Origin of the sequence: Variovorax sp. Root411 (assembly GCF_001425205.1) — a bacterium.
Taxonomy (GTDB): domain Bacteria; phylum Pseudomonadota; class Gammaproteobacteria; order Burkholderiales; family Burkholderiaceae_C; genus Variovorax.
This window is the reverse complement of the sequence record NZ_LMDW01000016.1, coordinates 146059-161523: the sequence shown is the minus strand read 5'-3', so window position 1 is coordinate 161523 and position 15465 is coordinate 146059. Positions and strand designations below refer to the sequence as shown.

Below are 15465 nucleotides of genomic sequence, written 5' to 3'. Positions count from 1 at the left end.
CATTGCGCCACCAGCGCGACCGAGTGAGCCCGGACATGATTCGTGGCCCTTGTCCTATCAAGCGGCCCCGAGATTGTTCTCGATGACGGTCACGATCGCTTCGACATGTGCAGCGTCGACAAAGCCGACCCGCGGCCAATTGAACTGCGGGTCTGGCCACACGTCGCGGCCCGTCCGAGCCCGGAATTCGGCAACCAGCGCACGGATCTCCCCCTCTGACATCGAGAGCCGCCTGGCCATGGACACTGGCTCGAACGCCACTTCGGCCTGGTTCCCGGTGGCGAGATTCGCGTGATAGACGGTGAGCTTGCCACGCCGAGCCGACCGGAACTGAACCCCTGTGCCACTGTCGAGCGGACGACCCGTCCCGAAATGCTCCCCCAGCCTGGCGACGAGCGAATCGAAGATCTGGTTCTGCATGATTTCCTCAAGCTTTCATCTGAACTTCTGGCTGCTGACCGGCCGCCCGAGCCTGCCCGTGAAGAACCACGTTCATCACCACGTCCCCCGATGGTTCCCGGGTTGCCCCCCGCTTGCCCCTTCCGGCTCTTCGTGCCGCACTCGAAATTCGCGGGGCGGGGCGAGGATCGGCCGTTCGAAGGATCGGATCGCTTCCATGGAGCAGGACTGTCAGGACGCCCGAGTGCTGGACATGTGATCGGGCATTCTCGCGGCGAAGGCCCCGGCCTGTTTCCCGTACGGGGCGCGGGACGCTTCGGGCAGCAGGACATGCAGCAGTCCCCGGGCCCGCGACAGGCCGGCGTAGTGGAGCATCGACCTTTCGGGTTCGCCCATGCCGTCCAGGTCGATAGCCAGCACGACGAGCCGCTCCAGCCCCTTGAAGGCGTGCATGGTGGAGAAGACCATGTCGCCATCCTTAGCCGAGGCAGCATCCACAAGCGGCACCCTCGCCAAATCACGGACATCGGCCACCAGCGAATTCTCGCGAGTCCGGGTGGAGAGGATGGCGATGTCCTGCGGACGGACATCCTGTTTGAGGAGTCTGGCCACCGTGGCCTCGAGCATGGCCTTCAGCGCCTTCCGATCGCGGCTGTAGATGTTGTCGCACTCCGGCCCTTCGGGTGCACCTTCGATCGCCAGATCGATGCCGGAAATGATCGATGACTGCACGGCGACCTGGCGGGTGTTGCGGCAGTTCTCGAACAGGTCGTCGAAGGCAGGCTGCGCCTCGGCGAGACGCCTGTTTACCTGATCCTGCACGTCGACGCCGTAGATGTTCTGGTTGCGATCGAAGAAGATGTGCCAGCGTCCACGATTGATTCCTGCGTCTCCGAGCATCAGGTCGAAGGCGTCGATGTTGTCGGGCGTGAGCAGATCCTGGGCCTCGTCGATCACGAGCACATCCCATGAAGGAAGGCCGCACTCCAGCGCGGCTTCGACGAAGGTGCGCGGGAACACCTCCGCGAACAGTTGCTGCGTGTTCGGTGCGGCCTCAAGCCGATCGAGCATGCCTGCCTTGGCGATGACATCGCGGTATAGCGCGTGCACGTGTCGCACGTCGATGTTCTGCGCCAGAGGATCAGCGGACATCCCGGTGCGGATGTGCTCGGCGAGGAGCTGGTTGAAGCAGAGGAAGAGAACCCTGCACCCTTCGGCGGCAAGCTGCCTCGCCCGCTCGACAGCAATGACGGTCTTGCCCGTGCCGGCCTTGCCCCTCACGATCGTGCGCGGGTTGGCTGACATGCGTCGCGATGCGCGAATCTGGTCGCGGGAGAGCTGCACCAGTCTGGACTCGACACCCGTCAGGTAGCTTCCCAGGCTGAAGGCGGAGTCAACATCGGGTCGAAGGATCTGCCGGGCCCGCTGTATGTCTGCCCGCGTGGGCAGCCTCGGCGTGCGACCGTGCTTGGCCTGGTAGGTGGCCATCCAATGACGGTGGAGCTGCCCGATGTAGTAGCCCAGGTTCCTCCTGAATTCGCGCTTGTCGAGAAGCACCGCGGGCTCGATCTCCGCGCCCGTCGTCGTGAAGGTCTCCATGGGCATGACGACGCCGAAGCCGTCAAGCAAGTCCCTGAATCCCGCGTCGGCCTCGACAAGCCTCTTGCGGACCGCGAACATCGTCCCCTTGGCCTGCGTCCAAGGGTCTTCGCGCTTCTCGTACGTCAGTCCGCCAGGCTCGCCGAATACCCATACGCCGTTGCGACAGGCGACCTTTCCGCCCTTCACTTCCAGCGAGAAGAAGCCCCTGGTCGAGAGCACGACGATATCGGCCTCGCCCCAGATCTTTGTCTCGTGCCCGTGCAGACCGAGAGAGTGCATGCAGATCCAGTCGGCATCCAGGTCCCGGCCAAGCTTCTCATAGACGATCCGCTCGCCGTACTTGCAGTCCTTGGGCTGGTCTGGAATCAGTGTCGCCATCGCGTCAGTCCGCCTGGTTTCCGAAATAGCCTTGCCAGTCGCCGAATTCGGAAGACTCGGGGGAGCCGACGAGCATCGTGCGATCCAGCTCGCGGTTGAACTTCTCGCACGCCGTCTCGGGCACCAACAGGCAGCAATGGCACGCGGCGCCGCTGATGCGATCACCGGACTGGGCCGGGTCGGCCTCCAGGCAGACCGGGTCGCTCCCGCACCAGCGCGCGTTGCGGATGGTCTGGAGCACGATCCGCTCCAGCTGTCCCGGTTCTGCCAGACGGACCAATCCACCGAGACTGCCTTCCGAATCCGGCGACCCCGTGTAGATGAGGACGCCATTCATGGCCGGGCGCAGCTCGTCTGCTTCACCCACATAGAGCCGCTCGCGCAGCGCCGAGGATGAGTATCCGCAGTCGATCGAGATCGTCCGGATCAGTGCATGAGCGAACGAGTGGACGAGCAGCAGCCTGGCAGTGATGCGGTAGTCGCGGGGATGTCCGCGCTCTTGCGCGACGGCAGCGGAACGCCCCTCCAGCACCCGGACGCGCTTGCCAAGCGCCGGATTCGCTGCGACCCACGCTTCGATGGCGTCGCTCCTGAACCGGAGAAACAGACCCTCGCCACGGATCTCTGCGGCAGGAAGCCAGTTACGGGGCGCCTTCGAGAGGGGCGAGACCAAGCCGTCCTGGATGGCCTTCGCGATCCGCTCACCGCTGACCGGGTAGGGTTCGATCCGGCTGAATCCGGCGAGCGCTCTCACCTCGCGCAGGCGGGAAACCGCGCCGACGAGGTCGAACCACGGGGCGATCGCGTCGGGAGGCGCCGACACTTCATTGCTGAATTGCGGGACGATGCCCCCGACGACGGGATCGTCGCGGTCGTTCGACAGGGCCGCGTACTCCTCCGCTCGCGATCCGGCATCGGTGAACTCGCCCTGCATCCCCTCGATCTTCTGCTTCTCGCGGTACGCAGCCATGAGCGCGTCCAGCGGAATGCCGTATGCATTTGCAAGGCTCGTCAGGACGGGCCCGACCGCTTCCCCGGGAAGCGCACCAAGCGTCATCCAGTTACCCTCGATAATCTGGAAGGTGGCCTCGGAGACCGGCGGGATCGAAAGCGCCGAAGCGACGACAGGGAAATGCGCGTTCGAGGCACCGCGCTGGATCACCCGGGGTGGAGCGTCGCAATCCGGCTGCCGGTCGTGAAGCCACGGCCGGACACCACGGCAGTTCATGCCCTTGAGACTCTCCGGCCGGAATGCGTCGCCCATCGACTCCGAGGCGTTGCAGTTCCGGCAATGCACATGGAGATCGGCAAGAGCGGCCGACTTCCCGCGCGACCTGAGCTCCAGCGACGGCCGATCGCAGATCCCCTCGCTGCGCCTTCTGTGCGCCCACCATGCCCAAGGGAACTCGTCCATATGACCCTTGCGGCAGGCAAGCACGAAACGGACGGGGGTCGTGAATACATGCCCCGAGTGCCCTGCGCATTCGAGCCGGCTGCCATCGGCGGCCAGCTGGAACGGATCGCCCTCTATGCCGATGCGATGGCACATCGGACACTCGTGCCACGCCGGAAAGCGTATGGCCGGCGCCGAATGCGCCGGATCGACGCGACCCGAGTGCCCGAGATCCTCCGTCACGGGTGGCAGCCTGAAGTGGCTGACGCCGAGCTGGACCTGGAGGCGTGCCTCCCCGATGGTGAGGGACGGAAGGCGGGTTGCGCCTTCCCAGTCCTCCAGGCCCATCGGCATGAAGGAACCCTTCTCGAGATCGATGATCGCCCCGATGCCGTAGGTCGCGATCGTCTGGGATCGCCTCACCTTGCCCAGAGGCTGGACCCCCGCGATCGCAGCGGTCACGCTCTTCGAAGGCGAACCTGCACGGAACGGTTTTCTGGTCGTGGCCACTATGCGCCCCCCGTCTTTCGTGGAATCACCTTGAGGACGAACGCCGTCGACGGCTCGACCTCGCGCATCGTGTTCGGAGTCGGCCACGCGAGACTTCCCCTTGATGCGCCTTCCTCTGCAGAGCACATCAGGTGAGGCGCCGTCCTGCCGAACGGAGCCTTCTTCTCCCAGTAGCGCAGACGCCCGGACGATGATCGGGCGTCCTGGCTGCGGCGCGCCCACTCCTCGAGCACGGCGGCGATCTCGTCCTTCGTATCCGATGCTTCCATGCTGTCCGATGCAGCAGACACGCGGGCGAGTATCGACGCGACAAGCGCCTTGACCGCAGGACTGGACGGATCGAACTGTGCCGCATCCTCGTCGCCCTCAAGGCCTGGCACCAGATGCCGTACCACCGAGGCAACGACGGCATGAAGCGCCTTGTCTCGCGCGCGCGGTGCCCAGGGGGTGACGCTGGTCGCCTCGACATTGCGATATAGAGCACTGTGATACGTACGAAAATGCTCGAAGTGGGACAGGTCGCGTGGCCGGCCGAAGTTGTAGAGCGTGACCACGAGACCGGGTATGCCACGGCCCACCCGGCTGCTCGCCTGTATGTACTCCGCGGTCGACTTGGGTTGCCCGTTGACCACCATCAGCCCGAGCCTGGGGACATCCACACCGACCGAGATCATGTTCGACGCCAGCACTGCGTCCTTCGGTGCCGCGTATTCGAATGGGTCGGACCTGAACTGCGCCAGCGTCGTGGACAACGCATGCAGGAGCCCCGGCAACTCACGTGAGGACTGGCGGCTGCTCAGCTCCTCGGGTTCGAGCTCGAGCTCACGCCTCGGCGTGCCGAGCCGCCCGGAAAGGAACTGCATCTGCCGCGGAACGTCGTCCTGCATCAGGACGTAGGCGCCACCCAGCTCGCGCAGGCTGTTGAAATAGGCAACGCAGGTCCAGTAGGCATCGATCGAGGCGTCGTCGGCCTTGCCGGTCGCGACCAGCGATGCCGCAGATTGCAACAGGGCGGCGATCACCGCCTGCAGGGCGAACTTCGGACTGCGGCCGGCCGTCGGGATGCCGATGTACAGCCGGTCGGGCCCGTCCGCATCGCGCACCGCGAAGAAGGAGTCGGACGCATCGAAGCCCGGTGGCGGAAACTGGAGCACGCTCCGGTCGAAGAGTGCACGCACCTGGGCCGCCGCATACCCGATGGTTGCGGTCGAACCGATCACCTTGGGGCGAACACCGTCTCGGGTGCACAGGAGGTCGACACTCGCCTCGTAGAGGCCTGCCATGGAACCCAGCGGCCCCGAGATCAGATGGAGTTCATCCTGGATGATCAGTCCCGGGGGCAGTCCGCCGTCGAGACCGAAGATCCTCCGGATGTCAGTTCGTTTGGGAATCTGTGCGAACTTGTCGATGGTCCCGATGAGCAACGAAGGCGGGTTCGCATAGATCGTCGCATCGACGGTCAGCACAGGCAAGGGCAGCCCGCCGGTTTCGCAGTCCGCTTGGCTGCAGAAGATCTCGATGCGCGGCTGCAAAGGGTCGGCCCGATAGGCCGCGGCCGGTAGCTCTGACCCGCACACCGGACACCGGAGCAGTTGGCGCGGTGAGGATTTCGGCTTCTGATCCGCATGTTCCTGATCCAGGGCCTCCCGGGCATCGCTCATGTTGTTGGGCGTCGCGTCGCTGCCAACGTAGAGCCCGAGGGTGATGCGCGCCTGTCCAAGACGTCCGTCCGTCTCGCGCATCGCATCGCATGCAGCGATCAGCGACGCCGCACGCTGGAACTGCTGCACGGTCAGGAGTCGCAGCGTGTAGCGCATGAGCACATCCACGCCGCCGTCCACTCTCCGGTGCTCGTCGGCCAGGCGGCGGTGGAAGATCTGGAACGCGGTCAGCGCGAGATATGCCTCCGTCTTGCCACCACCAGTGGGAAACCACAGCAGGTCCATGCACTGTCGATCGTCCAGCGCGGGATCGGCGAGTCCGGGAATGACCAGCAACATGAAGGCCAGCTGGAAGGGGCGCCAAACCAGCGGCCTCGCGCCCTGCCCCTTTGCGCGGAAGCGCGACTGGCGGTCCATCGCGGCATTGGCCAGAGCGAAGGCAACCCATACAGCCTCGTCCTTGCAGAGCACATCCACACCGGCGCGGATCCGACCCAGGGTCGAAGCACATCGATCGAGGTTGGCGTCTGCCGCCCGGCGCAGTTCGCCATGGAACTGATCCCGCCGTGCCCTGAGCGTCTGCTGGATCCACAGCGCGTAGCACTCTGCGAATGCACCGAGTGATGCGGTGACTGCGTCCCGGGCGGATTCGCGTCCGAGGAATTCGGCCTTCAGCGCGTCGGGGTGGGACCGCCTGAAGGCCGCCAGGAGATCGTGACCATCCGGACTCGTGCCGAAGACACGGGTCTCGGGCAACCAGGCGGTACGGACTTCCCGAACCACGTCCGCCGGGTCGGACGCCCAAGTCGCGGCGATGCCATGACCGACAGCAAATTCCCGGACATCCCGGTACAACAACGCATTCGTGAGCGTGTCTTCATCGCTGCTCGTGATCGGCGGTGTCTTTCGTGGCTGTATGCCGGGTGCGTCGCCCACCACGGCCTCGACGACGAGGCCTGCCTGGAACAGGCACCGGGCGTCCCTGGGCCCGGAGTTGTTCTCGTCGTCCAGTTCCTCGTTGATCAGCGTCACGGTCAAGACGTGCTGGTCGGGTCCCACCCGCCGTCGCACGTGCACCGAGAGACGCCGATCGACGACAGAGCGTCCCTGGGCGTCCATGAATTCATGCTTGGGTGGGGGGGGTGCCGACTCCGGCCCCAGCCGCACGGAATACCCCAGGCGCTGTCGAGCCCAGGCCTTGCCGGATTGCGGCGCCCCCTCTCCCGACACTGACGGTGAACCGCCCTCCGATGCATTGGTCGGCCTCCGCCCACCTGCGGGCTCCGGCCCAGCTTCGGCACCCTGCACCCGATCGGATTGCCCGATGTCCACGGGAACGTATCTCGAAGTTTCACCCAGGCTGATGATCACGGTCGCGCCCGTCCCGACTGCGAATGTGATGCCGATGGAGCAGGGACGAATCGCCCGGTAGCCAGGAACTGCTGTTTCCACTCCGGATGTCGGATCACTGCCGGAGTCCAGCCCGGCGTCATCGTCGATGCCGTCGACCGGCGCCCCGCGCGGCCAGAGAATGCCCGTCAGGTAGGTGTCGATCGGTGCAGACTCGATGACCTCATCGGAACGGAGCGGCCCCATGAGCAAGCCGCTGGCCGCATCTGCCAGGGCCGCCCTGACCTCTTCCTGCCGTGAAGGATCATTTGCCATTGCGTTTCCAAGTCTTGAAGTCGCCAGTTCCGAAGAGCGTGATCCCGAGCCACAGGCGGCTCGACTGCCACGGCTGGGGAACGGTCGGGGCCACGTCGCCGCGGGCAGCCAGCGAGATGACTTCGCCGATCCGCAGATTGAATATCTTGTTCGGCAGGGACAGCCTCCGGTCCCACAGGAGATCCAGCAAGTCCGTGGTGACCTGCTGCGACGTGCATGCCAGCCTGAGACCCTGCCGGTCTCCCTCCTGAAGGCAGATCTCGTATCGGGTATCGCGTGCGCGCGTCTTCTCGTGGGGGGCGTCGATCCGCGTGAGGATGACCTTGTGCCCCCGGAGTGCAGCGACCCGTGCGGCAAGCTCGTGCTGCACGGCAACGACCTGTTCGACACCGTCGTGGAATTCATGGTCCACAAAGCTGACAGGATCGATGTCGCCAGGAAGGCCGAACTGCAGGTTCGTCAGCTTTCCCCACGAGAGGAAGCGGCTCCTCCCACTTGGGAGGACGCATTCGTACGGGGCCTTGTAGATGCATTCCGAGGGAATCCGGCCAAGCGCCTTCCCCGCTCTCGTGACGGCAACGAATCCGACGTTCGCCATCTCGAGTGGGTCCTCGGCCAGCTGCGCATCATCGCGAGGCCGCGAGTCGAGCAAGGCGACATTGTCGAATTCCATCCCCTTGGCCTGATGGATCGTCGTGACATAGACCACAGCGCTTTCCGAAAGCTGGTCATCCGGAAAGGAGTCCGGCCAAGCGAGCCGCTCGCGCAGGTCGCCAAGATCTATCGATGTGGTCCGTTCCGGCGCGCCGCTGGCCCGTGCGAGCCGCCGCCACGCACTCTCGCGTGGTGGCATGCCGAGAAGGGCACGATCTGGCGGGTCCAAGCCCTCCTCTGCCCGCTGATAGACGATCTCAAATGTGGATCGCGAAATGACCTGCGGCTTGAACCGCGAAAGGAGCACGGCGATCCACGCCGGCGCAATGGGTTGCGAACCAGCGACTCGAAGCCGGACTGAAACTGCCGGTCCTTCCACGCTGTCGCCCAAGAGCATCTTCGTCACCCGGACCGCTTCCCCGTTGCTCCGCGTGAGAACCGCGACGGTGCCCTCCGGCAAGTTCGCCAGCCAGTCGGGACCCAGCTTCACTTCGTGGGACGAGGCCGGTAGCCGCTCCAGAAACCGCTGCATCGCGGTCAGCTTCTTCTCCGCAGTGAGAAGGTCGCTTTGCAGGATCTTTCGAAGGCTGGTGGCCATGCTTGCCAGCTTCTCGGTGGATCGATGATTGCGGGTCAGCTGCACCTCGCGCAGGCCGATGCCCATCCGCCTCTTCAGGTCGTCCCAGGGATCGGACGGCTCTTGCTGCCCCCTCGAGCGAGCCGCCCACCGATAGATGGATTGAACCGGATCGCCGAGGACCGTGAACCCGACGGGATGCTCCCCTGAGTTCAACCTCGACAGAAGTTCGATCACCATGCCAGCGCGCACGCCGGGCAAGTCCTGGAACTCGTCGACGATGACGTGCCGGATGCCGGCCAGGCGCTCGCGGATTGCGGCGTTCGTCCCATCGGTGAAGGCCGCCGTTGCCGCGACGATGTTTTCGTCGTGCTGACGGGCGAGGAGTTCGGAAACTGCTGCGCCCCCCTGCCTCAGAATGCGGAATGCCCAGGAATCGAATGTCCGTATGGCGAGATGCCGGAGATCCTCGACAACCCCGGCGTCGGCGAGGCGGAGCGCGGCGAGTCGGCGGGTCAATGTCGCAACAGCGCTCCGTGAGAAGCTGAGCACCAGGATCTGCGCGGGCTGCAGGCCGTCCCGAATCAGGTGCACAAGGCGCATCGCGGCCACCTCGGTCTTGCCGGTTCCAGGCCCCGCGACCACCAGAAGCCATTCACCGACGGCAGCCTCGATAACCGCCCGCTGTTCGGGATTGGGCTCGAATTCGCTGTCGGCGACTGACTCGGCGGCGTTGGTCATGCTGCGCTGCTCTCCGCCAGGCTCCTGCGCTGTTCCCGTGATCTTCTCGGTCGCTCGCGGACGAGCCCGTGTACCACCTCCGCGATGCGTCGGGCAAGCAGCGGCGGAACAGCATTCCCTACCTGGACATACTGCTGCGTTCGAGTTCCCTCGAAAAAGTAGTCCTCGGGAAACGTCTGAAGCCTGGCCGCCTCGCGCACTGTGAGGCTCCTGCACTGGGTCGGGTCATAGTGGATGTAGTAGTGACCGTCCTTGGCGATGTGCGACACGATCGTGCTGGATGGAACTCCGGCGCACTGCACCCGGAAGCGGTCCGGAAACGGCGTGCGGCGCTCGACCGATTCCCGGGCGTTCTCGTGGTCCGGCAGCAACGCACCAGGGAAGGCATCAAGCTTGGGCGGATAGCCGAATTCCTGTGCGAAAGTCGCCGCGAAGAGATAGCGTGCCAGGTCGCTTGCCATATGTTGGCGGGCCTCGTGCTGGATGACGCCGCCAAGACCTGGCGCCTCGAGCCAGCGGGCCAGATCCCTTGGCGCACCCGAGAGCGGTGACCGTTTGCCCTTGAACATCGCGCCGGAGTCATCGAGGTCTGCGGACAACTGCGCCGCCGCGCTCATGGCTGCGACGACCTGCCTTTCACCATCCACGCCCCAACCACGCACAGTCGATGAGGCCTTCCGGACCGCGGCATGCCAGGCCGCCGCCGAGTCCGTGCCCCGTGACAGCTTGCTCCTTATGCGAGGAAGCCCGGCCAGTGTCTGCTTCACCGTGACAGGACGATCGCTCGCGACGAGCAAGTCGGAATGACGGTTGGAGAGGTCGGAACGAACACCGAGCAGGATCACCCGGTGGCGCGTCTGCGGGATACCGTATCGCTCTGCTTCGATGATGTAGTCGTCCGGCATCATGCCGGACACGTCGTACGGCTTTACGAGCGACCTGATCTCGTACGAGAGACCTCGGGCCGGCGCTGCCAGGTCCTTGCAGATGCGCGAGAAGATTGGAAGGCCGCCATGATGGGAAGACAGCATTCCCTTGACGTTCTCCATCACGAACACGGGCGGCGCGTGCGCCCTGATGATGCGCAGGTATTCTCGGTAGAGGAAGTGTTTCTCGTCAGCCTCGAACGCCAGGTCATTGGCGCGCCTAGCCCGCCCGGCAAGCGAGTACGCCTGACATGGGGGCCCGCCGATCAACACCCAGTTGGTCGCTCCGGCGAGCGCGTTCCGAATCCGGGCGTCGACAAGTGCGGCGTCGCACTTGCCCAGCTCCGCGTTCATGATCTCGGAACGAACCTCAGCCAAAGCCTCTTGGACAATGGGCAATGCATCGAACTCGCTTCGGTCAATCTCGCCACGGAGCATCGCGTAGTACGCATCCAGCTTGCCCGCACCAGCCAGATGTCGTCGAAGCGCGCGCAGCTGCAAGGTTGCGCACGCGACCGGCTCCTTCTCGACCGAGAGTGCAATCCGGAATGCGCGCGCTCCATCTTGATCCGTGAGTGCGGAAAAACCCTCGCCAAGACCGCCCGGGCCAGCGAAGACATCGATTATCGGGACCGCTGATGCTCCTCCCACTGCGTTTTGTCCTTCTTGTTTCGTTCGGATTCTGGCCGTCAGAGCATCGCCGGTTGGCAGATCTGCTGGCCTGCACCCTGCTGCGACCTCGCCAGCCCTTTTCGATCTGGCTTTTTACGACTGTATCTAAAATTAACACTGTGCGGCTATCCCCTATGCGAAAAAGAGAACGTTGGGATACCTGGGAAATGGGTGCGGCCTACAGACGTGTGCACGTCCAAGTCGCGCGTTCCGGATGGTTGGGCCTTGAACTCCGGGCGTTCCCACTGCCAGGAAACCGACGCCCGTCATGGTTCGCTCCTGACCACCTGTCGAATCGCTACAGCCCTTCCAGCTCGCCACCGTGCATGGCAAGCCAGGTCCTGCGCTGCTCGAAATCCGGCATCGCGCGCTCCACGCGCCGCCAGTACTCCGGTGTGTGGTGCGGCTCGTGCAGGTGCGCCATCTCGTGCACCACCACGTACTCCGCGATGCGCGCAGGCAGCAGGATCGTCTTCCAGTGAAAGTAGAGCCACTCCCCCTTGCCGCATGAGCCCCATCGGTAGCCCAGGTCCTGCACCCGCACCCCCGCCGGCGCGACTTCCATCCGCGCCGCGTACTCGCTGGCCTTGTCCTCGAGCCACGGTCGTGCCCGGCTGCAGTACCAACGGATCAGGTGCTCCCGACCGTCCTTGGCCAGCGCCTGCGGCATCACGAAGCGCCCCCCCACCAGCTTGACCGCTGCATCCGACTCGGCCACCAACCGCAGGCGGTAGCTGCGGCCCAGGTAGGGAAACCCTTCCCCATCCACGAACACCTTCCGGCGCGCCTGCAGTCCCAGGGCAGCCTGGCGGGCGAGCTGCCGGTAGATCCACATGCGCTTGCGCTGCACGAAGTCCCGCAGCTTAGTTTCTTCGACCGCGGGCGGCGCCGACAGCACCAGCTCGCCCCTGCGATCTACGATGATTTCCATCGACCGTCGCGCGCTGCTGCGCCGCAGCTCGAAGCGCAGGTCGTTGACCACCAGGGCGCTCATGCCTTGCTCAGTCGGTCGTGGTTGGCGCGCGCCAGCTCCATCAGCTTGTCGGTCAGCGCCTCAAGCTGCGGAGTCGGCATCAAACGCGATCGCATTAGGACCTCGAAAATCCGGGCCCCGAGGCCGTCCTGCGCCGGCTTGCGGTTGGGCCGCCAGAAGGTAGGAGTGAGCTCGGCCACGATCATGTCGACGAGCTCCACCGTCAGGTCCACCAGCTTCTTGCGTTCGTCGTCGGCGACCGCGCGGTCGCCGACCGCGGCATCGATGATCAGGCGAAGAAACGGCCCATAGTGCGCCGGCAGGTCGGGCAGGCGATCGTCGACCGCCATCGTCCCGGCTCTGATCTCGTCGACGAGCCCCCGCAGGGCGGCGGTCAGGTCGTCCCACTGCTCGCCCAGCTTGTCCAGCAGTTCGCGCAGGCGTTCGCTCAATTTGCGGTAGGCGACGGGGTCCTGGTCGAGGTTCTCGCGGATGTGGGCCCGAATGGCATGCTCCATCTCGGAGGCCTTGGCACGATCATTCGGCTCGCGCGCGACCTTTTCGCCGAAGTCCGCGTCGGTCAGCGACACCGGGGGGATCTTGGGGTCCACTCCCATCGACACCACATGGTCGTCGATCAGCTTGCGCACCTTGGCGCCCACGTCCTTGCCGAGGACGGGGGTATCGCGGTAACGATTGCGGGCGCGGGCGTAGATGAAGGCGAGCAGCTTGGCATCGGGGGCAAAGGGCAACCCCTCGGGGCGTGGCAGCACCACGTCCAGGGTGTCGAGGAACTGCTTCAGCTTGACCGCGAACTCGGCGCGCAGCCGCTCATCGCTCAACACCTCGACACAGGCCTCGTGGTCCGACAGGTTCTCGACACCGCGGAGGCGGAACAGGTCCACCACCCGCAGGTGGCGATCGCGCAGCACCGGGATCTCGTCCTTCAGGCTCTGCAGGGCCCCGTCGATGTCCTCGTCGGCATAGACGTTCAGCGCCTGCTTCAGGTGGTGCGCCAGGCCGTAGTAGTCGACCACGATCCCGAACTTCTTGCCGTGGCCGGTGCGGTTCACCCGGGCGATGGTCTGCAGCAGCTCGGCCTCGCGGATCGGTCGGTCCAGGTACAAGACCCCCTCGATCGGCGCGTCGAAGCCGGTCAGGAGCATCGACTTGACGATCAGGAAGGCCAAGGGGTCCCCCTTGGCGGAGTCGGCATGGGTCAGGGGCTGCTTGAAGCGCGTGATGCGCTGCTCCTGGGCCGCGCTGTCGGTCCAGGGCCTCCATGTCGGGTCGTCGTTGTTGCTGCCCGAGATCACCGGCGCGAACTCCAGGTGCCGGAGGGTGTGCCGGTAGCGCCAGGCCTGCACCTGGGCCTGCACCCTGGGCGGGCGCCGGCACAAGGCCTCGTCGTCGAGGGTCTTGTCCTCGGCGCTCAGCTGCTCGGCCTGGGCCAGCAGCTCGTCGCGTGCGGTGCTCAAGGCATCGAGATAGCGCACCACCGCCAAGCGGCTGTAGGCCACCACCTGCGCCTTGAAACCGTTGGGCAGGATGTTGGTCACGTAGTGGCCGAGCATGTCGCGCGCCTTGTCGGCGATCAGGGCCGGGGCCTCGAAAATCTGCCCCTTGGTGGCGTACTTCTGGCGGATCGCCTCCAGTTCCGCGGGCGTGTGCTCGCGAAACAGGTCCTCGAACAGCTCATCGAGGTTGGCGCCGTCCTTCACAGCGCCATGCGCAGTCCGCCCCTCGTAGAGGATCGGCACGATGGCGCCGTCGACCTCGGCCTCGCGGATGGTGTAGCGGTCGATGAAGTCACCGAAGATCTCGTGGGTGCGCTTCTTGTCCCCCATCAGGATGGGGGTGCCGGTGAAGCCGATGCGCGCACAGTTGGGCAGGCCCGCCTGCAAGGCTGCCTGCAGGTCCCCAGCCTGGCTGCGGTGGGCCTCGTCGACCAGCACCAGGATGCTGTCATCGTCGTTCAGGACCTCGCTGAGATAGGACGAGGTCGGTTCGCGCACGCTGTGCTTCGGCAGGTCTTCACGGGTCAGGGCCGGCTCGCCGAAGGCATCGCCGCCGCGCTGCTTCTGGATCATGCCGAACACCAGGCCGGGGCCTTTGCGGCGAAGCAGACCGCGCAGCGCCTCGGCCGACGTGGCGAGATCCACGGTTTCGCCGGTCAGGGCCGCAGTGCCCGAGAGCTGCACCTCGAGGTCGGTGCGGTCGGTGATCACGACCACCTTGAAGCGGCGCAGCTGGGGATCGGTGCGGAGCTTGCGGATCAGGAACACCATGGTCAGGCTCTTGCCCGAGCCCTGGGTGTGCCAGACGATGCCGCCGCGCCGGTCGTGTTCGCCGTCCTGCGCGCGGGTCTTGCCGGTGCGCAGGCGCTCCACGGCGTGGGCCACGGCGCGGTACTGCTGATAGCGGCACACGGCCTTGACGGACTGACCGTCCGCCTGCATGAAGAGCGTGAAGTGGCGCACCACGTCCAGCAGGTTGGCTGGGGCCAGCAGGCCGGCCACCAGGCGCTCCTGCTCCGACAGCGCGTCCTTGCCCAGTGCGGTGGCCACGTCGGCCTCGGTGCTGGGCACCACGGTCTTCCAGGCTGCGTAATGGCGGAAGCTGGCGCCGATGCTGCCCACGCGGGCCTCGTCGAAGCTGGTGACGATCAGCAACTGGTTGGTGTGGAACAGCCTTTCGTTGCCTTCGTTGTCGTCCAGCTCAAGGTCGGCTCTGCGCTGGTTGGTGTAGCGGCGCAGTTGGTCCACCGCCTCGGCCAGGGGCTCGGGGCACGAGGGGCTCTTGCACTCGACGACCACGAGGGGGATGCCGTTCACAAGCAGGACAAGGTCCGGGACGATAAAGGCCTTTCCGCGGTCGAAGCCGGGGGGGCAGTCCACGCGGTACTGGTTCACCACCGTGAACTCGTTGCGCTCGGGATGCTGCCAGTCGATGAAGTGGATGGTCTGGCCGCGGCCACCGTCCCAGCCGGGCAGGCCCTCGACGGTGATGCCGCCGAGCAGCAACTCGGTGGCGGCGACGTTCGCTTCCATCAATCGGTGGGCGCCGATCCGGGTGATGGCGCCGACGGCCTGGGCGATGCGTTCCACATCGAGCCAAGGGGCAGCCTGACCCTCGATCTCGTGCAGGTTCAGGGCGTGGAGCTGGCGGCGCAGCGCCGCTTCCTGGATGATCTCGGTGAAGCTGGTGCGGCCGGTGGCGGCGGGATGGTCGAGGTCGCCTTCGACATAACGCCAGCCCATCGTCTCGAGCTGTTCGACGAAGGGCTTTTCTACGGTGTCCAGTTCCCAGCCCAT

The 15465-nt window shown here is 65.4% G+C and carries 8 protein-coding genes; all 8 read right to left on the bottom strand.

What is annotated here, in order from left to right; translation table 11 throughout:
• Positions 1-57: 57 nt before the first annotated feature.
• Positions 58-420 (bottom strand): hypothetical protein, encoded by a 363-nt coding sequence (locus ASC92_RS17360; protein WP_056518138.1) that lies wholly within the window; start codon positions 418-420, stop codon positions 58-60.
• A gap of 210 nt (positions 421-630) precedes the next feature.
• On the bottom strand, positions 631-2379 hold the full coding sequence (locus ASC92_RS17355) for a nuclease-related domain-containing DEAD/DEAH box helicase (RefSeq protein ID WP_056518136.1): 1749 nt from the start codon (positions 2377-2379) through the stop codon (positions 631-633).
• Positions 2380-2383: 4 nt separating this feature from the next.
• Positions 2384-4234 carry a DUF1998 domain-containing protein gene (gene drmB, locus ASC92_RS17350; protein WP_056518134.1) on the bottom strand — a complete coding sequence of 617 codons (1851 nt, stop codon included), beginning with the start codon at positions 4232-4234 and terminating at the stop codon, positions 2384-2386.
• A 47-nt stretch (positions 4235-4281) separates the two neighbouring features.
• Positions 4282-7608, bottom strand: coding sequence for a helicase-related protein (locus tag ASC92_RS17345; RefSeq protein WP_056518132.1), 3327 nt, complete (start codon positions 7606-7608; stop codon positions 4282-4284).
• Positions 7598-9580 (bottom strand): UvrD-helicase domain-containing protein, encoded by a 1983-nt coding sequence (locus ASC92_RS17340; RefSeq protein WP_056518130.1) that lies wholly within the window; start codon positions 9578-9580, stop codon positions 7598-7600. Before ASC92_RS17340 ends, ASC92_RS17345 begins: the two co-directional genes overlap by 11 nt.
• On the bottom strand, positions 9577-11157 hold the full coding sequence (locus tag ASC92_RS17335; RefSeq protein WP_056518129.1) for a DNA cytosine methyltransferase: 1581 nt from the start codon (positions 11155-11157) through the stop codon (positions 9577-9579). Before ASC92_RS17335 ends, ASC92_RS17340 begins: the two co-directional genes overlap by 4 nt.
• A gap of 319 nt (positions 11158-11476) precedes the next feature.
• Positions 11477-12172, bottom strand: coding sequence for a M48 family metallopeptidase (locus ASC92_RS17330; protein ID WP_056518127.1), 696 nt, complete (start codon positions 12170-12172; stop codon positions 11477-11479).
• Positions 12169-15465, bottom strand: coding sequence for a type I restriction endonuclease subunit R (locus ASC92_RS17325; protein WP_056518125.1), 3297 nt, complete (start codon positions 15463-15465; stop codon positions 12169-12171). Before ASC92_RS17325 ends, ASC92_RS17330 begins: the two co-directional genes overlap by 4 nt.